This window comes from Streptomyces sp. NRRL WC-3605 (genome assembly GCF_001509795.1).
In the GTDB taxonomy this organism is placed as follows: domain Bacteria; phylum Actinomycetota; class Actinomycetes; order Streptomycetales; family Streptomycetaceae; genus Streptomyces; species Streptomyces viridochromogenes.
In genome coordinates, this window is record NZ_LLZN01000001.1 from 127547 (window position 1) to 144618 (window position 17072).

The following is a 17072-nucleotide window of genomic DNA, read 5'->3' on the forward strand; positions in this document are numbered from 1 at the left end:
CGACCGCCTGCCCGGCGCATGCGAGTGAGGAAGCGATGTCTCGTCTCAGCCGCGCGATGAAGCGGGAACAGAAGCGTGCCGCGTTCGCCGAGGGATCCCTGGCGCCGGCGCCGATCGACGTGCGCGTCCCCGCCGCCGGGCCCGGCGCGGGCACCTGTGCGTCGATCGGCGGGGTGCCCGTCACCGCGGCGCCCGGCGAGGAGATCCAGCGGGCCGTGCTGACCCACCTCCAGCGGATCGCCGTGGCCGCCGGGCACCCGGTGTACGCGAGGGTCCACGACGAGCGCATCGGGTACGTGGTGCCGCTGTGCGTCGAGCAGGACGGTTCGAGCCGCTACACCGCCGAGCCCCTGCGCACGGAACCCCCGCGCCCGGCGGAGGCGCCCTTGCGGCCCGCCGAGTCGGTGAGGCCCGCCGAGCCCGCGCGTCCCGTCGAGCCCGTCCGCCCGGCCGAGCCTGTGCGGGAGCAGGATGCCGGGCTGCCCGACGAGGACCGGGCCACCCAGGTCCTGCGTCCGTCGCGGGCGCCCGAGGAGGACGCGCCTCCCACGTTCCGGCTGCGTACGCTGTCCGGCCGGACGGACGACGGGGCGCCCGGCACGGTGGCGCCCCCGCTGGGGGAGTTCGGACCGCCGCCGTCGATGGAGGCACCGGCATCGAACGCACCGGCTCCTGGCGCGACGGCTTATGGGGTGTCTGCTCCTGGGGTGTCGGCCCCGAACGCGCCGGCTCCTAACGCCCAGGCTTCGAACGCACCGGCTCCGAACGCGCCGGGTCCTGGCACGCCGACTCCTGGCGCGTCGGCCTCGAACACACAGGCTCCTGGCGCGCCGTCCCCGAACGCCTCGTCCCCCGCCGTCCCCTCGCCGGACGCCATCGCCATGGACCCGCGGCCGCTGCCGACCGCGTCTGCCGTGTCGGAGCCGCAGCCGCCGCGGGCCGTGCCCGCCGCCCCGCACGCGGTCCCGCTCCGCGTCTCCGACCCCGACCCGCAGCCCGCCCCGCCCCGCGGCTACGACGCCGTCGCCGAGACCGTGCTGGGCGACGGCACGCAGCCCGGTGCCTCCGCCGACGCCTCGCCCTTCGCGGAACCGATGGCGCGGGTGTACGACGCCGTGGGCGCTGGACGGACCGGTGAGGCGGCCGAGCTCGTGCGGCGGACCGTGGCCGAGGCGTCGGCCCTGCTGGGCACCGACCACGCCGAAGTGCTCCGGATGCGCGAACTCGCCGCCTATATCGCCTACTTGGCCGGAGAGCCCGAGCGCGCCTTCGGTCTGTCCCTCGACGTGGCGTGGGCGTACCGCCGGGCCGGGGACGCGGAGGCGGCGTACAGCGGCCTCACGGGGGCGGCCACGGCCTGGCGGGCCGTCCGCGACCCGGCCCTCGGCCAGGACCTGGGCCGGAACCTCCTCGGCCTGTGGAGCGACCTCGTGGCCGAGGGCGGTCCGGCCGCCGAGGAGGCCGAGGAACTGGAGTCGGCCCGGGCCCGTATGGACCGGCTGGCGGCACGAGCGGCCCGGGCCGGGGGAACGACCGGCTAGTCCGACAGCTCCCACACCGCGTGGGCGAGGGCGTCGCTGTTGCGGTCCAGGGCGGTGTCGTCGATGTTGGACGTCGTGTCGCAGGACGAGTGGTAGCAGCGGTCGAAGGACCGTCCCGCCGTGCCGCCCCACTTGGCGGCCTGCGCGGCGGTCTTCGTACGGCTGGCCCCGGTGAACAGCCCGCCCACCGGCACACCCGCGCTCTTGAACGGCGCGTGGTCGGAGCGGCCGTCGCCCTCGGTCTCGATCTCCGTCGGGACGCCGAGACCGGCGAAGTAGTCCTTGAACGTCTTCTCGATCGCCGGGTCGTCGTCGTAGACGAAGTAGCCGGGGTTCGGGGAGCCGATCATGTCGAAGTTCAGATAGCCGCTGATCTTCGCGCGGTTGGCGCTGGACAGGTTGTTGACGTAGTAGCGGGAGCCGACGAGCCCCAGCTCCTCCGCACCCCACCAGGCGAACCGCAGATGCTTGGCGGGCCGGTAGGCGGCCCGGGACACGGCGAGCGCGGTCTCCAGGACCGCCGCCGAACCGGAGCCGTTGTCGTTGATGCCGGGTCCTGAGGTGACGCCGTCGAGATGCGAGCCGGCCATGAGCACCTGGTTCGTGTCGCCGCCGGGCCAGTCGGCGATCAGGTTGTAGCCGGTGCGGCCGGACGCCGTGAACTGCTGGACGGTCGTCGTGTAGCCGGCGGCGTCCAGCTTGGCCTTCACGTAGTCGAGGGACGCCTTGTGGCCGGGGCGGCCGTGGGCGCGGTTGCCGCCGTTGGCGGTGGCGATGGACTGGAACTGGGCGAGGTGCGCCTTCACGTCGGCCACCGGGATGTCGGGCGCGGCGGCGAGGGCCTCGGCCCCCGGCGCCGCGCCTGCTATGGATCCGCCGGTGAGCAGGAGGGCGACCGCGACGGCACCAGCAGCCGTCGCGCGCCCGGAGACGGAGAGCTTCATGTGGGGGGCTCCCGAAGTCCAGGGGGATCCTGTGGGATGGCCACAGGGGATCCGGGTGAATGGGGTGCCTGGATGGTCAGGCGGAATCTGACTTTCCGTCAAGAGTGCCGTTCGGACAGGAAGCCCACCGGTCCGCGAGTCACTGCACGCAGAACTCGTTGCCCTCCGGGTCGGTCATCGTCACCCACTCGCCGCCCGGCTCCTTCACCCGCCGCAGGACGTTCGCCCCCAGCTTCTCCAGCCGTTCCACCTCGGCCTCGCGCCGCCCGGACGCCGCGTGGACGTCCAGGTGGAGCCGGTTCTTCACCGACTTCGCCTCCGGCACCCGCTGGAACAGCAGCCGGCGCCCCAGACCGGTCCCGCTGTCCTCGTCGTACGGGTCGTCCGGATGCCGTACGGCCACCAGGTCGCGGAACGCGAGCCGTCCGTGGAACTCGACGGTGGCCTCCCTGGGCAGCGCGCCCAGCTGCAGCAGCCGTTCGATGAGCGCGTTGTTGTCCTCGACCTCGTAGTGCAGCGCGGCGGCCCAGAAGTCGGCCTGGGCCTGCGGATTGGCGCAGTCGACGACGAGTTTCCAGTGCAGCGGCGCGGGTTCGCTCCCCGGTTCCTGAGTCATGCGACCACTTCTAGGGGGCCGCCGTCCTGAGCGCAACGGATATCGCCAGTCGGCGTAAAGCAGGCGTTTGGGCGTGGGCAGTCGTGTGAAGGGGGCGACCGGGCGGGCCGTCAGGCGTCCACGGCCGCCGAGGCCGGCTTCTCCGCGGTCCGCGGCGCGCGGTCGATGGCGGCCGCCACCCTGGCCCGCCGCGCGGAGCGCCACGCGTCCGCCGTGAGCAGCGTGAGCGCCAGCCACACCAGCGCGAACCCGGCCCACCGCTCGACCGGCATGGCCTCGTGGAAGTACAGGATGCCGAGCAGGAACTGGAAGACCGGCGCCAGGTACTGGAGCAGGCCCAGCGTCGACAGCGGCACGCGGATCGCCGCCGCGCCGAAGCAGACGAGCGGCAGGGCCGTGACGACGCCGGTGGCCGCGAGCAGGGCCATGTGCCCGGCGCCCTCCGTCGTGAACGTCGCCTTTCCCTGCGTCGACAGCCACACCAGGTAGGCCACGGCGGGCAGGAACTGGATGGCCGTCTCGGCGGCCAGCGACTCCACCCCGCCGAGATTGACCTTCTTCTTCACGAGCCCGTACGTGGCGAACGAGAAGGCGAGGGTGAGGGAGATCCACGGCGGCCGGCCGTAGCCGACCGTCAGGACGACGACGGCGGCGAAGCCGACCCCGACCGCCGCCCACTGCACGGGCCGCAGCCGTTCCTTCAGCAGCAGCACGCCCATGGCGATGGTGACGAGCGGATTGATGAAGTACCCGAGGGACGCCTCGACCACATGGCCCGAGTTCACGGACCAGATGTAGACGCCCCAGTTGACCGTGATCACCGCGGCGGCCACCGCGACCAGCGCGAGCCGCCGGGGCTGCCGCAGCAGCTCGCCCGCCCAGGCCCAGCGCCGCACGAAGGCGAGGGCAACCGCGACGAACACCAGGGACCATGCCATCCGGTGGGCGAGGATCTCGACGGCTCCGGCCGGCTTGAGCAGCGGCCAGAAGAGGGGGACGAGCCCCCACATGCCATAGGCCGCGATTCCGTTCAGCAGCCCTATGTGCCCCTCGCCCCTGGACTTCCCGGCCACGGTCCCTCCTTCGCGCTCTCACCCCGGGCACGGCGCCTGCCGCGACCTGCTCGAAGGTAACGCCGAACACCCCTGCCTGTCATGCCCGTATCGCCATACGGTCATGACAGGCAGGGGTTTCGGCAAGGGCTACGGCAGGGGCGGGCCGGAGGGGGCGCCGGCGAGAGCCGGAGTAGACCTCCGAGCGGGCCCGAGGGTCGGACCTCCGAGCGGGTCCGAGGGGCTCAGTCCTTGAGCGCGGCGGCGATCGCGTCGGCGAGCGGTGTGGTCGGGCGGCCCGCCAGGCGGGAGAGGTCACCGCTGTCGACGACGAGCTCGCCCTGGGCGATCGATGCGTCCACGCCCGCCAGGATCGCGGCGAACGGGGCGGGGAGCCCGGCGCCGGTCAGGATGCCGGTCAGCGCCTCGGCGGAGACGGGGTTCTCGGCGATCTCCCGGCCGGTCTGCCGGCTCAGCTCCGCCGCGTACTCGCCCATGCTCCAGGCGACGTCGCCGCCCAGCTCGTACGTCTTGTTCTCGTGTCCCTCGCCGGTCAGCACGGCGACGGCGGCGGCCGCGTAGTCGGCACGGGCGGCGGACGAGATACGGCCGTCACCGGCGGCGTGCGTGACGGCGTCGTGCGCCAGGACGGGAGCGAGGTTCTCGGTGTAGTTCTCGTGGTACCAGCCGTTGCGCAGCAGCACGTACGGCAGGCCCGACGCGAGCAGCATCTCCTCGGTGGCCCGGTGGTCGTCGGCGAGGGCGGCGGTCAGGGTGCCGGGCGCGCTGGTGTAGGCGAGGAGGGCGACACCGGCGGCCTCCGCGGCCTCGATGACCGTCCGGTGCTGGGCGACCCGGTCGTTGCCGACCTCGCTGCCCGAGATCAGCAGCACCTTGTCACCGGCGGCGAAAAGCCCGTCGAAGGTCTCCGGCGCGTTGTAGTCGGCGACGGCGACGCGTACGCCGCGTGCGGCGAGGTCGGCCGCCTTCTCGGGGGTGCGGGCGACGGCGCTGACCTGCTCGGCCGGCACCTTCTCCAGCAACTGCTCCACGACGTGGCGGCCCAGGTGCCCGGTGGCTCCGGTGACGACGATGCTCATGATCAGAACTCCTTGCGGGGTGCGGTGTCCTCAACCCTAGGAGGAGCGCTAACTGAAGGAAAGTACCCACTTTGAAGTAAGGTACGGGTATGGCAGTAAGTACCGGGTCGACCGTACCGAACACATCGCGCGGGTCCCGTATGGCTCCCGGCAAGTACACGGACGGCGAGGAGATGTGCCCGTACCGGCTGGTGCTGGAGCACGTCACCAGCCGCTGGGGCGTCCTCGTCCTGATGGAACTGCTCGACCGCCCGTACCGCTTCAGCGAACTGCGCCGGACGATCGGGCGCGTCAGCGAGAAGATGCTCACCCAGACGCTCCAGACCCTGGAGCGCGACGGCCTGGTCCACCGCGACGCCAAACCGGTGATCCCGCCGAGGGTCGACTACTCCCTGACCGATCTCGGCCGCGAGGCCGCGGAGCAGGTGCGCGCCCTCGCCCTGTGGACCGAGCGCCGGATGGACGACGTCGAGCGGGCGCGGGCCGCCTACGACAACCGGAAGAGCGAGGCGGCGGCCGAGCGGGACTGAGGCTCCGGGCGGCGGCGCCCGCCCGCGAGACCTACGCGCGGGACGCCGCCGAGCGGCCGAGGGTGGCCGGGAGTCGCGCGCGTCGCGTTCCCCGCCTGCCCTCGGCTCCTGCCTCGGATCGGCTCCTGCCTCGGATCGGGGACGGTCAGCCCACGACCGTCCAGGTGTCCCCGCCCGCCAGCAGCGCGGCCAGGTCGCCCTTGCCGTTCTGCTCGATCGCGGTGTCGAGCTGCTCGGCCATGAGCGTGTCGTACACCGGCCGCTCCACCGAGCGGAACACACCGATCGGCGTGTGGTGCAGGGTGTCCGGGTCGGCCAGCCGGGACAGCGCGAACGCCGTGGTCGGGGACGCGGAGTGGGCGTCGTGGACCAGGATCCGCGACTCGTTCTCCGGCGTCACCGCCACGACCTTCAGGTCGCCCGTGGCGGCGTCCCGCACGACACCGCGCGGACCTCCCCCACTCTCGGCTTCGCTCGAGCTGGAGGTGCCCCCACCCCCGAAGCGGATCGGCTGCCCGTGCTCCAGCCGGATCACCGCCTCCTCCGCCTGCTGCTTGTCCTTCAGCACCTCGAAGGCGCCGTCGTTGAAGATGTTGCAGTTCTGGTAGATCTCGATGAGCGCCGTTCCCTGGTGGGCGGCCGCCTCCCGCAGCACCTGCGTGAGGTGCTTGCGGTCGGAGTCCACCGTGCGCGCCACGAACGACGCCTCGGCGCCGAGGGCGAGCGACACCGGGTTGAAGGGCGCGTCCAGCGAGCCCATCGGCGTCGACTTGGTGATCTTGCCGAGCTCGGACGTCGGGGAGTACTGCCCCTTCGTCAGGCCGTAGATCCGGTTGTTGAACAGCAGGATCTTGAGGTTGACGTTGCGCCGAAGGGCGTGGATCAGGTGGTTGCCGCCGATCGACAGCGCGTCGCCGTCACCCGTGACCACCCACACCGACAGGTCGCGCCGTGAGGTCGCGAGCCCTGTCGCGATCGCGGGCGCCCGCCCGTGGATGGAGTGCATCCCGTACGTGTTCATGTAGTAGGGGAAGCGGGACGAGCAGCCGATGCCCGAGACGAAGACGATGTTCTCCTTGGCCAGGCCCAGTTCCGGCATGAAGCCCTGCACCGCGGCGAGGATCGCGTAGTCACCGCAGCCGGGGCACCAGCGCACCTCCTGGTCGGACTTGAAGTCCTTCATGGACTGGCGGGCCGTGGCCTTGGGGATGAGCGAGAGCGCCTCGATCGTGCCCGTGCCTTCCGGGGACGTCTCAGGCATCGATGGCCTCCTTGAGAGCCTTGGCGAGCTGTTCCGCCTTGAACGGCATGCCGTTGACCTGGTTGTACGAGTGGGCGTTCACCAGGTACTTCGCGCGGACCAGGGTGGCGAGCTGGCCGAGGTTCATCTCGGGGATCACCACCTTCTCGTACCGTGCGAGCACCGCGCCCAGGTTGCTGGGGAACGGGTTCAGGTGGCGCAGGTGGGCCTGCGCGATCGCCTCGCCCGCGGTGCGCAGCCGGCGGACCGCGGCCGTGATCGGGCCGTACGTCGACCCCCACCCCAGCACCAGGGTGCTCGCCTCGTGCGGGTCGTCGACCTCCAGGTCCGGGACCTCGATGCCGTCGATCTTGGCCTGGCGGGTGCGGACCATGAAGTCGTGGTTGGCGGGGGCGTACGAGATGTTGCCCGAGCCGTCCTCCTTCTCGATGCCGCCGATGCGGTGCTCCAGACCGGGCGTGCCCGGGACGGCCCACGGTCGGGCGAGGGTCTGCGGGTCGCGCTTGTACGGCCAGAAGACCTCGCTGCCGTCGTCCAGGGTGTGGTTCGGCCCCTGGGCGAACTGCACGGTCAGATCCGGCAGCTCGTCCAGGTCCGGGATGCGCCAGGGCTCGGAGCCGTTGGCCAGGTAACCGTCCGACAGCAGCATCACCGGCGTGCGGTACGTCAAGGCGATCCGGGCCGCCTCCAGGGCCGCGTCGAAGCAGTCCGCCGGGGTGCAGGGAGCGACCACCGGCACCGGCGCCTCGCCGTTGCGCCCGTACATCGCCTGCAGCAGGTCCGCCTGCTCGGTCTTGGTCGGCAGACCCGTCGACGGCCCGCCGCGCTGGATGTCGATGACCAGCAGCGGCAGCTCCAGCGACACCGCGAGCCCGATGGTCTCGGACTTCAGGGCCACACCCGGCCCGGACGTCGTCGTCACCGCGAGCGAACCGCCGAAGGCCGCGCCGAGCGCCGCGCCGATACCGGCGATCTCGTCCTCGGCCTGGAAGGTGCGCACACCGAAGTTCTTGTGCCGGCTCAGCTCGTGCAGGATGTCCGAGGCCGGGGTGATCGGGTACGAGCCCAGGTACAGCGGCAGGTCGGCCTGCCGGGACGCGGCGATCAGGCCGTAGGACAGGGCGAGGTTCCCGGAGATGTTCCGGTAGGTGCCGACCGGGAACGCCTTCGTCGCCGGGGCGATCTCGTACGAGACGGCGAAGTCCTCCGTCGTCTCGCCGAAGTTCCACCCCGCGCGGTAGGCGGCGATATTGGCCGCCGCGATATCGGGCTTCTTGGCGAACTTCGACTTCAGGAACCTTTCCGTGCCCTCGGTCGGCCGGTGATACATCCAGCTCAGCAGGCCCAGCGCGAACATGTTCTTGCTGCGCTCGGCCTCTTTACGGCTGAGATCGAATTCCTTCAGCGCCTCGACGGTCAGGGTCGTCAGAGGCACCGGGTGAAGGCTGTAACCGTCGAGGGAACCGTCCTCCAGGGGCGAGGTGTCATAGCCGACCTTCTGCATCGCCCGTTTGGTGAACTCGTCCGTGTTGACGATGATCTCCGCGCCCCGCGGAAGATCACCGATATTCGCCTTGAGGGCCGCGGGATTCATCGCGACCAGCACGTTCGGCGCGTCGCCGGGCGTCAGGATGTCGTGGTCGGCGAAGTGCAGCTGGAAGGACGACACACCCGGCAGGGTGCCGGCAGGGGCCCGGATCTCCGCCGGGAAGTTCGGCAGGGTCGACAGGTCGTTGCCGAAGGACGCCGTCTCCGAGGTGAACCGGTCGCCGGTGAGCTGCATACCGTCGCCCGAGTCCCCGGCGAAACGGATGATCACCCGATCCAGCCGGCGTACGTCCTTCGTCGTTCCCGCCGGTTTGCGCTGCTCTCCCACGACGGCTTCGTCGGCCTGCTCCGCTGGGCTACTGACCTGGCTGGTCACTGAACTGGACCTCCCTCGAGGCGGCTGTCTGGGCTGGCCTTCCCGCAAGCCTTCCCAGGATCAACCCTACGTCCGCAAAGGTCGCTCTCCCGGGGCCATTCGCATGACGGACTTGATGATGAAAACGTGCCCTGCCTTTGCTCCCCATGATTCACACGCCCCCCGGCGCTGGACTTGAAGACGCTTTGAGTTCTTTGTTCGGTTGCCGAATCCCTGTCGGCCGATTGCCCCGCCCGGAGTGGGCCGGCCGGACGATCGGCGCGGGCCGACCGGATGGGAGTGGGTCGGCCGGATCGGCATGGTCGGCCGTATCGGCGTGGGCCGACGGGCCGCGTCAGAGTTCGATCAGGAGTTCAGATAGGTGAGGACCGCGAGGACCCGCCGATGGTCCCCGTCGCTCGGGGACAGCCCGAGCTTGAGGAAGATGTTGCTGACGTGCTTCTCGACGGCTCCGTCGCTCACGACCAGCTGCCGGGCGATCGCCGAGTTGGTCCGGCCCTCCGCCATCAGCCCGAGCACCTCCCGCTCGCGCGGGGTGAGCCCGGCGAGCACGTCCTGCTTGCGGCTGCGGCCCAGCAGCTGGGCGACGACCTCCGGGTCGAGGGCCGTACCCCCCTGGGCCACCCGCACCACGGCGTCCACGAACTCCCTGACCTCCGCCACGCGGTCCTTCAGCAGATAGCCGACCCCGCGGCTGGAGCCGGCCAGCAGCTCGGTGGCGTACCGCTCCTCCACGTACTGCGAGAGGACGAGTACCCCGAGTCCGGGATGCGCCTTGCGCAGCTGCACGGCAGCCCGCACCCCTTCGTCCGTGTGCGTCGGCGGCATCCGGACGTCCGCCACCACCACGTCCGGCAGCTCGCCCTGCGCGTCCAGCTCCGTGATGGTCTTGATCAGCGCCGCACCGTCCCCGACCCCCGCCACCACGTCGTGCCCGCGGTCGGTCAGCAGCCGCGTCAGTCCCTCCCTCAGCAGCACCGAATCCTCGGCGATGACCACCCGCACCCTGTCCTCCACGATCCTCGGCCCCCCGTGCCCCTGGGATTCGGCCGAGCAACCCCCCGGCCCTGACGTCCTCGCGATCTCAGTATCCCGCTTGAGGCTCGCTCGCAGGGGGCCTGTGGACAACCGGCCTCGGGAACAACGGGCCTGTGGACAACTCGCGGACGCGGTTCGGGGCGCGCGCGGCCGGGGGAGGCGCACGCGGACGCCGGGCGCCCGTTCGGGACGGCCGGCGGAGGGTGCTCGGTGCTTCGTACTCGTCACACGGCGGATCCGGCCCCGCGCCAACGGTAGCCGGATCCCTCGCTCATCTCCCCGCTCGATATGCGGGGACGTTTCTATACGGTCCGTTCTGCACGGTCGACGGTCCGTTGTGCATGGCACACGGTCCGCTCCGTACGGTCCACGGCCCGCTCTACACGGTCCGCCACGGCAGTTCCGCCGTCACGCGGGTCGGCCCGCCCTTCGGGGAGTCGACCACGAGGATCCCGTCGACCGCGTCGAGCCGCTCCGCGAGCCCCGCGAGGCCCGAGCCGGACGACACGTCGGCGCCGCCGACCCCGTTGTCCACGACCTGGAGCATCAGCCGGTTCTCCACCCGCCACACGTCTACCGACGCCCAGGTGGCCCGCGCGTGCTTGCTGATGTTCTGCAGCAGCTCGGAGACCGTGAAGTAGGCGATGCCCTCGATCGCCGGCACCGGACGCCCTTCCAGATCGACCTGGACCTCCACCGGCACGGTGCAGCGCGAGGCCACCGCCGACAGGGCCGCGTCCAGCCCGCGGTCGGTCAGGACCGCCGGGTGGATGCCTCGGGCCAGGTCACGCAGCTCCTGCAGGGCCGTCTTCACCTCGCCGTGCGCCTCGTCGACCATCTTCGCCGCGGCCTGCGGGTCGTCCGTCAGCTTCTCCTTGGCGAGCCCCAGGTCCATCGCCAGGGCCACCAGGCGGGCCTGCGCCCCGTCGTGCAGATCGCGCTCGATACGGCGCAGATCGGCGGCGGCCGTGTCCACGACGGTCCCGCGGTCCGACTCCAGCTCCACCACGCGCGTCGCCAGCCGCGACGGCCCGAGCAGGCCGTGCACCATCACCCGGTCGACCGTCGTCAGCGCCCGCACGATCCACGGCGTCGCCAGGGTGAAGACGAGCCCGACCAGCGCGGTGACCGTGATCTCGAACGGGTTGTCGAGATAGATGTTGTGCGTCTCGTCGCCGAACAGCTGCAGACCGTCCTGCCCCGTCCAGGTCGGGAAGACCCAGAACCACAGCGGATACGTCAGCAGCGCCCACCCGTACGTCCAGAAGCTCACCGCGACGGCGAAGGAGAACACCGCCCACGGGAAGTTCACCACCGCGTACAGCAGCGCCCGCCAGGACGTGCCGCTCTTCAGCACCGCGCCGATCCACGCCATGAAACCGCCCCGGCGGGTCCGCAGCGGCTCCGGGTCGCCCACGTCCAGGTGGAGCAGCGCCCGCGCGCGGGTCCGCTCCAGCACACCGAAGCCCCGGCAGCCGGCGAGGGCCGCCGCCAGCACCGGCACGCCCAGGAACGTCACCAGCAGGCCCGCGCCCAGCGACACCATCGTGACGGCGTACACGAACAGCATGATGCTGATCGGCAGCCCCAGCAGGACGTATCCGAACTCCCGCCAGCTGCGCGCCTCGAACGGCGCGCGCAGGACGGCCGGCAGCCGGTGCCGCCGCTCGCCGTGCTCGGGAAGCCCGCGCTCGGGGTAGCCGAGCCCGTGCCCGTAGCCCTGTCCGTAGTCCGTGGCCATCGGCGTCGTCCGTTCTCCTCGTCCCGTCAGCCCCGTCCGGGGCTGTGCCGTCGTACCTCCACCCTCCTCGACCGCGGTTCCGCGGACCATGGAGACCGTCGGCGTCTTGAGCGGGGGGTTTTCCCTACCCCTGGGCGGCGGCACGCGGCCGCCACGGCAGCTCGGCCGTCACCGTCGTCGGACCGCCGTCCGGCGAGTCGACGACGAACAGCCCGTCCACGGCACCCAGCCGGTCCGCGAGTCCGCGCATACCCGTGCCGCCGTCCAGACGCGCGCCGCCGCGCCCGTCGTCCCGCACCTGGATGAGCAGCCGGTCGGCCCGCCGCCACACGTCCACCGACGCCGACGCGGCCGCGCTGTGCTTGCTGACGTTCTGCAGCAGCTCGGAGACGGTGAAGTAGGCGATGCCTTCGATGGCCTCCGCCGGTCTGGCCGGCAGGTCCACGGTCACCTTCACCGGCACCGTGCACCGCGACGCGACCGAGGACAGGGCGGCGTCCAGGCCCCGGTCGGTCAGCACCGCCGGGTGGATGCCGCGCGCCAGGTCACGCAGCTCCTGGAGGGCGAGCTTCACCTCGCCGTGCGCCTCCGCGACCATCTCCGCCGCCGCGTCGGGGTCCTCCAGCAGCTTCTCCTTGGCCAGGCCCAGCCCCATGGCCAGGTTGACCAGCCGGGCCTGCGCCCCGTCGTGCAGGTCCCGTTCGATGCGGCGCAGATCGGCGGCCGCCGTGTCGACGACGACGCCGCGGTCCGACTCCAGCTCGGCGATACGGCGTTCCAGCTCGTCGGAGGGCGACAGCAGGCCGCGCACCATCGCCCGGTCCGCGTTCGACAGGCCTCGCGCGATGAACGGCAGCACCGGCCAGAGCACGAACAACGACGTCAGGGTGATGACGAAGGTGAGGATGCCCCAGGGCAGCCGGATGAAGTCGTACAGGACCGTCCGCCAGCCCACCGGGTCCTTCAACGCCAGCCACAGCTGCGGGAAGAAGCCGTCCCGCCCGCCGCGCAACGGCAGCCGGCTCGGCTCGTCCACCCGCACCCCGAGCAGTGCACGCGCGCGTGCCCGCTCCAGCTTGCCCAGCTGCCGGGCACCCATCAGCCCCGCCGCGAGCAGCGGGAACCCGATCACCGTCAATGTCAGGACGGCACCGGTGAGCAGCACCGTCATCACGTAGACGAAGCCCAGCAGCGACAACGGGAAGTTCGCCAGAAGGTGGGCGATCTCCTTCCAGGTGTGCCGGTCGTAGGCGAAACGGACGGGCGGCAGCGGCGGCTGCGTGGTCCCGGAGGGCACAAAGGCGCCGCGGGAGGAGCGAGGGCGTTCGGTCATACGGGTCAGCGTGCCGCGCCCGCCGCCGTCGCGCCATGGAGTGGACCGCCTCCGCGTCCTGGGGAAAACCCCACCTCCGGGCGGAAGCACGGACCTGCAACGAGCGTGGCGGCGCCCCGTGAGGCACGGTCCTCACGTCCCGATGGGAACCAGAGGCGTGACGGGCTGCTTACGGTGTCTTTAGCAGGGCCTAGACTCCCGTGCGTACAGATCGTCGAACAGCGTCGGCAGCGGGGTTCACGGCACTGTTCACGAGATCACGGTCGCAGGACACCGGCCCGGACGGACGGGTCGGACAAGCCCGGTCCTGGGACATCGGTCACGAGGTCAGGGAGCGAGGGACGGACGTGTCGGAACAGACCGTCGTCGTCGCGGCGGATGCGTATGACGTCGTCGTCTCGGCGGACTACTTCCAGTCCTACTCGGTCGTCGGACTGCTCGCCGTCGTCGGCGTGCTGTTCGTCGCCGTCGCCTTCGGCGCGGGCCGCCTGCTGCGTCCCGTGGTCCCCACGCCCGAGAAACTCCTCACCTACGAGTGCGGCGTCGACCCCGTCGGCGAGGGCTGGGCCCACACCCAGGTCCGCTACTACGTGTACGCCTTCCTCTACGTGATCTTCGCGATCGACTCGATCTTCCTCTTCCCCTGGGCGACGGTCTTCGCCGCCCCGGGCTACGGCGCCACCACGCTCGTCGAGATGTTCGTCTTCCTGGGGTTCCTGGCCGTGGGCCTGCTCTACGCATACAAGAAGGGCGTCCTGGCATGGACGTGACGCCAGACACCAACGAGCAGCCGGTACTGCTGCCGGAGCCGAAGCGGCTGGGCGCGCTCTCCCGCCTGGCCCCGGAGCCGATGAAGGTCATCCTCAACTGGGGCCGCCGCTACTCGCTCTGGGTCTTCAACTTCGGCCTGGCCTGCTGCGCCATCGAGTTCATCGCCGCGTCGATGGCCCGCCACGACTTCATCCGGCTCGGCGTGATCCCGTTCGCCCCCGGCCCCCGGCAGGCCGACCTGATGGTCGTCTCGGGCACGGTGACCGACAAGATGGCACCGGCCGTGAAGCGCCTGTACGAGCAGATGCCCGAGCCGAAGTACGTCATCTCCTTCGGAGCCTGCTCGAACTGCGGCGGCCCCTACTGGGACTCCTACTCCGTCACCAAGGGCGTCGACCAGATCATCCCTGTCGACGTCTACGTCCCCGGCTGCCCGCCCCGCCCCGAGGCGCTCCTCCAGGGCATCCTCAAGCTCCAGGAGAAGATCGCCCAGGAGTCGCTGGGCGACCGCTACGCGACCCACCGCCCGTCCACGGCCGCCCTCCAGAGCGGCCTGGTACGGGGACCGGAGACCCCGGGCACCCGGGCGGCCGACGGCGGCGCCGGCACCGACGCCGGGGAGGCAGGGCGATGACGACGGTCGGTTGGCTGCCCACCCCGGTCGAGGAGCTGTTCGGCCCGGAGGCCACGGCCGAGGAGTCCTACGACGTCCTCACGGTCGACGTGCCGTCGGCGGCCTGGATCACCGCACTGGAGACGGCACGCGACTCCCTGGGCTGCACCTACTTCGACTGGCTCAGCGCGGTCGACGAACCCGGCACCGGCTTCCGCGTCGCCGCCCACGTGGCCGCCCTCGCGCCCATCCGCCGTCTCCTCGTCCGCACCACTGTTCCGCACGAGTCGCCCGTCCTGCCCTCCGCGGTCGGCGTCTACGCCGGCGCCGCCTGGCACGAACGCGAGACGCACGAGATGTTCGGCGTGGACTTCACCGACCACCCCGGCCTCGACCACCTCCTCCTTCCGGAGAACTTCGAGGGCCACCCCCTCCGCAAGGACTTCGTCCTGGCCGCCCGCGTCGCCAAGGCCTGGCCGGGCGCCAAGGAGCCCGGCGAGTCCGAGCACGGCGGCCCGAAGCGCCGCCAGATGCTCCCGCCCGGCGTCCCCGACCCCAACGAGTGGGGCCCGCTGAAGGGCCAGCTCCCGCCCGCCCCGGCCCGCACGGCCCGGGCCGCGGGACGCACCGCCGGAGAACGCCCCGTACGCCGCACCCGCTCCGCCGCCGAGGGCTCCGCGAGCCAGGCGGGCACGACTCCGGACGCCGTGGCGGGCACGGCGGGCGCGGCAGCGGGTGACACTCCCGCCGCCGGCACCCGGCCCCGTCGCACCCGTACGGCGGCCCAGGGCTCCGCCAGCCAGACCGCCCCGGCGACGGAGGCCGCACCCGGCAGCACCGGACCCTCGGCCGAGCCAGCCACCGCCGAGGCCCCGACCGAGCCCGGCACCTCCGAGACCCCGGCCGAGACAGGCATTGCCGAGCCCTCGACCGTCGAGCCCGGTCCTGCCGCGCCCCCGGCCCGACGGTCCCGGAGCGCGAGCGAGGGCTCGGCCTCCCAGCGCACCCCGGCCACCTCCCGGCGCTCCCGCAGCGCCTCGGAGGGCTCGGCCAGCCAGCAGCGTCCGGCACCCGAAGCGCAGGCCCCGGCGACACCGGCACCGGGCCCGGCTCCGGCGCCGGAGGACGGACCGGCTACGGCTGCCGCCGCCCCGGACGACGCCACCACCTCGGGTACGGCGGCTGCCCCGGACGACGCCACCACCTCGGGTACGACGGCTGCCCCGGACGCGGCTGCCCCGGACGCGGCAGCCCCCGGCACCGCCACCCCCCGGACTCCGCGCAGCCCGGACGCCCCTTGGCACCACGCCCGCCCGGCCTTCGAGGAACCGTCCCCCGAGGCAGAGAAGCCGACCGGACGCCGGCCCGCCGAACCGCAGCCCTCCGAACCGCAGCCCGTCGAACCACAGCCCTCCGAACGGCAGCCCTCCGAACCCCAGCCCGCCGAGCCCGAGGGCGAGCAGCAGGACGACCGGGAGGGCCAGGAGGGCCGGGTCCGCCCGGACGACCAGGAAGACCGGGAAGGCGAGGAGAACAGGGAAGACCAGGAGAACCGGGAAGGCCAGGAAGACCAGGAAGGTCAGGAAGACCGGCGCGCCCCCCGACCCGACGAAGGCACCGACCCCGCAGGAGGCCCGCGGTGAACGACGCACTCGACGTCACCCTGCGACTCCTGATCGTCTTCGTCGTCTTCCTCACCTTCCCCCTGCTCGTCGGCCAGACGGAGCACAAGGTGATGGCTCATATGCAGGGCCGCCTCGGCCCCATGTACGCCGGCGGCTTCCACGGCTGGGCCCAGCTCGTCGCGGACGGCGTCAAGTTCGCGCAGAAGGAGGACGTGGTCCCGGCCGGCGCCGACCGCCGTATCTTCCAGCTCGCGCCGGCCGTGGCCCTCCTCCCGTATCTGCTCGTCCTCCTGGCGATCCCCATCGGCCCGGGCGAGGGCGCGGTCGGCGAGGTCGTCGACGCGGGGATCTTCTTCGTCCTGGCGGTCATGGGCGTGGGCGTCCTCGGCTCGCTCATGGCCGGGTGGGCCTCTGCCAACAAGTTCTCCCTCCTCGGCGGCCTGCGGACCGCCGCCCAGCTCCTCGCCTACGAACTCCCGATGCTGCTGACCGCCGCCTCCGTCGCGATGGCGGCCGGCACGGTCTCCCTGGTCGGCATCCTCGACGCGTTCGAGTGGTGGTGGCTGCCCTGGCAGATCGTCGGCGCGATCGTCTTCTTCGTCGCCGGCCTCGCCGAACTCCAGCGCCCGCCCTTCGACATGCCGGTCGCCGACTCGGAGATCATCTTCGGCGCCTACACCGAGTACACCGGTCTGCGCTTCGCTCTCTTCCTCCTCGCCGAGTACGCCGGGATCGTCGTCCTGTGCGGGCTGACCGCCGTCCTGTTCCTGGGCGGCTGGCACGGCCCCTGGGGCGCCGACGGTCTCGGCTGGGTCTGGACCCTGCTGAAGACGGCCGTCCTCGCGTTCATCGTGATCTGGCTGCGCGTCACCTACCCCCGACTGCGCGAGGACCAGCTGCAGAAGCTCTCCTGGACCCTCCTCGTCCCTCTCTCCCTCGCCCAGATCGCCCTCACCGGCATCGTCAAGGTGGTGATCCAGTAG

General features: G+C 71.8%; 15 protein-coding genes. 6 read left to right on the forward strand and 9 right to left on the reverse strand.

All coding sequences use genetic code 11. The features are described 5' to 3' along the window. Positions 1-35 precede the first annotated feature (35 nt). Positions 36-1541 carry a tetratricopeptide repeat protein gene (locus ADL34_RS00615; protein WP_062664157.1) on the forward strand — a complete coding sequence of 502 codons (1506 nt, stop codon included), beginning with the start codon at positions 36-38 and terminating at the stop codon, positions 1539-1541. Here ADL34_RS00615 and ADL34_RS00620 read toward each other — a convergent pair. From ADL34_RS00620 to ADL34_RS00635, 4 genes are all read right to left on the reverse strand, one after another. Continuing rightward, a complete protein-coding gene (locus ADL34_RS00620; protein ID WP_062664155.1) occupies positions 1538-2485 on the reverse strand; it encodes a M28 family metallopeptidase in 948 nt (315 codons plus the stop codon). The two genes, ADL34_RS00615 and ADL34_RS00620, sit on opposite strands and share 4 nt — an antisense overlap. A 139-nt stretch (positions 2486-2624) precedes the next feature. Beyond that, positions 2625-3101: a VOC family protein gene (locus ADL34_RS00625; protein WP_062664153.1), complete on the reverse strand. Its 477-nt coding sequence runs from the start codon at positions 3099-3101 to the stop codon at positions 2625-2627. A gap of 110 nt (positions 3102-3211) precedes the next feature. Further along, entirely contained in the window at positions 3212-4174 is a 963-nt protein-coding gene (gene rarD / locus ADL34_RS00630; RefSeq protein ID WP_062664151.1) for an EamA family transporter RarD, read from the reverse strand. 224 nt (positions 4175-4398) lie between these two features. Then, entirely contained in the window at positions 4399-5253 is an 855-nt protein-coding gene (locus ADL34_RS00635) for an SDR family oxidoreductase (RefSeq protein ID WP_062664149.1), read from the reverse strand. Positions 5254-5393: 140 nt separating this feature from the next. Between ADL34_RS00635 and ADL34_RS00640 the strand changes: the two genes are divergently transcribed. Further along, entirely contained in the window at positions 5394-5783 is a 390-nt protein-coding gene (locus tag ADL34_RS00640; protein ID WP_062664147.1) for a winged helix-turn-helix transcriptional regulator, read from the forward strand. Between the two features lie 145 nt (positions 5784-5928). Here ADL34_RS00640 and ADL34_RS00645 read toward each other — a convergent pair whose 3' ends face one another. From ADL34_RS00645 to ADL34_RS00665, 5 genes are all read right to left on the reverse strand, one after another. Next, positions 5929-7044: a 2-oxoacid:ferredoxin oxidoreductase subunit beta gene (locus ADL34_RS00645; protein WP_062664144.1), complete on the reverse strand. Its 1116-nt coding sequence runs from the start codon at positions 7042-7044 to the stop codon at positions 5929-5931. After that, positions 7037-8968: a 2-oxoacid:acceptor oxidoreductase subunit alpha gene (locus ADL34_RS00650; RefSeq protein WP_062664142.1), complete on the reverse strand. Its 1932-nt coding sequence runs from the start codon at positions 8966-8968 to the stop codon at positions 7037-7039. Before ADL34_RS00650 ends, ADL34_RS00645 begins: the two co-directional genes overlap by 8 nt. A 345-nt stretch (positions 8969-9313) precedes the next feature. Continuing rightward, positions 9314-9973, reverse strand: coding sequence for a response regulator transcription factor (locus ADL34_RS00655; RefSeq protein WP_283288202.1), 660 nt, complete (start codon positions 9971-9973; stop codon positions 9314-9316). A 412-nt stretch (positions 9974-10385) separates the two neighbouring features. After that, positions 10386-11747 (reverse strand): sensor histidine kinase, encoded by a 1362-nt coding sequence (locus tag ADL34_RS00660; RefSeq protein ID WP_062664138.1) that lies wholly within the window; start codon positions 11745-11747, stop codon positions 10386-10388. Positions 11748-11871: 124 nt separating this feature from the next. After that, entirely contained in the window at positions 11872-13080 is a 1209-nt protein-coding gene (locus tag ADL34_RS00665) for a sensor histidine kinase (protein ID WP_062664136.1), read from the reverse strand. 347 nt (positions 13081-13427) lie between these two features. Between ADL34_RS00665 and ADL34_RS00670 the strand changes: the two genes are divergently transcribed. Genes ADL34_RS00670 through ADL34_RS00685 form a run of 4 tightly spaced genes read left to right on the forward strand, consistent with a single transcriptional unit; the run spans position 13428 to position 17072 of the window. Further along, positions 13428-13850, forward strand: coding sequence for an NADH-quinone oxidoreductase subunit A (locus ADL34_RS00670; RefSeq protein ID WP_055622584.1), 423 nt, complete (start codon positions 13428-13430; stop codon positions 13848-13850). Continuing rightward, positions 13841-14485, forward strand: a complete 645-nt coding sequence (locus ADL34_RS00675; RefSeq protein ID WP_062664134.1) for an NADH-quinone oxidoreductase subunit B — start codon at positions 13841-13843, stop codon at positions 14483-14485. Before ADL34_RS00670 ends, ADL34_RS00675 begins: the two co-directional genes overlap by 10 nt. Then, positions 14482-16107 (forward strand): NADH-quinone oxidoreductase subunit C, encoded by a 1626-nt coding sequence (locus ADL34_RS00680; RefSeq protein WP_062664133.1) that lies wholly within the window; start codon positions 14482-14484, stop codon positions 16105-16107. Before ADL34_RS00675 ends, ADL34_RS00680 begins: the two co-directional genes overlap by 4 nt. Further along, a complete protein-coding gene (locus tag ADL34_RS00685) occupies positions 16104-17072 on the forward strand; it encodes a complex I subunit 1/NuoH family protein (RefSeq protein ID WP_062664132.1) in 969 nt (322 codons plus the stop codon). Before ADL34_RS00680 ends, ADL34_RS00685 begins: the two co-directional genes overlap by 4 nt.

Coding starts and splice junctions, on each gene's coding strand:
- ADL34_RS00615 (WP_062664157.1), top strand. CDS start 36: ATGTCTCGTCTCAGCCGCGCGATGAAGCGGGAACAGAAGCGTGCCGCG.
- ADL34_RS00620 (WP_062664155.1), bottom strand. CDS start 2,485: ATGAAGCTCTCCGTCTCCGGGCGCGCGACGGCTGCTGGTGCCGTCGCG.
- ADL34_RS00625 (WP_062664153.1), bottom strand. CDS start 3,101: ATGACTCAGGAACCGGGGAGCGAACCCGCGCCGCTGCACTGGAAACTC.
- ADL34_RS00635 (WP_062664149.1), bottom strand. CDS start 5,253: ATGAGCATCGTCGTCACCGGAGCCACCGGGCACCTGGGCCGCCACGTC.
- ADL34_RS00640 (WP_062664147.1), top strand. CDS start 5,394: ATGGCTCCCGGCAAGTACACGGACGGCGAGGAGATGTGCCCGTACCGG.
- ADL34_RS00645 (WP_062664144.1), bottom strand. CDS start 7,044: ATGCCTGAGACGTCCCCGGAAGGCACGGGCACGATCGAGGCGCTCTCG.
- ADL34_RS00660 (WP_062664138.1), bottom strand. CDS start 11,747: ATGGCCACGGACTACGGACAGGGCTACGGGCACGGGCTCGGCTACCCC.
- ADL34_RS00665 (WP_062664136.1), bottom strand. CDS start 13,080: ATGACCGAACGCCCTCGCTCCTCCCGCGGCGCCTTTGTGCCCTCCGGG.
- ADL34_RS00675 (WP_062664134.1), top strand. CDS start 13,841: ATGGACGTGACGCCAGACACCAACGAGCAGCCGGTACTGCTGCCGGAG.
- ADL34_RS00680 (WP_062664133.1), top strand. CDS start 14,482: ATGACGACGGTCGGTTGGCTGCCCACCCCGGTCGAGGAGCTGTTCGGC.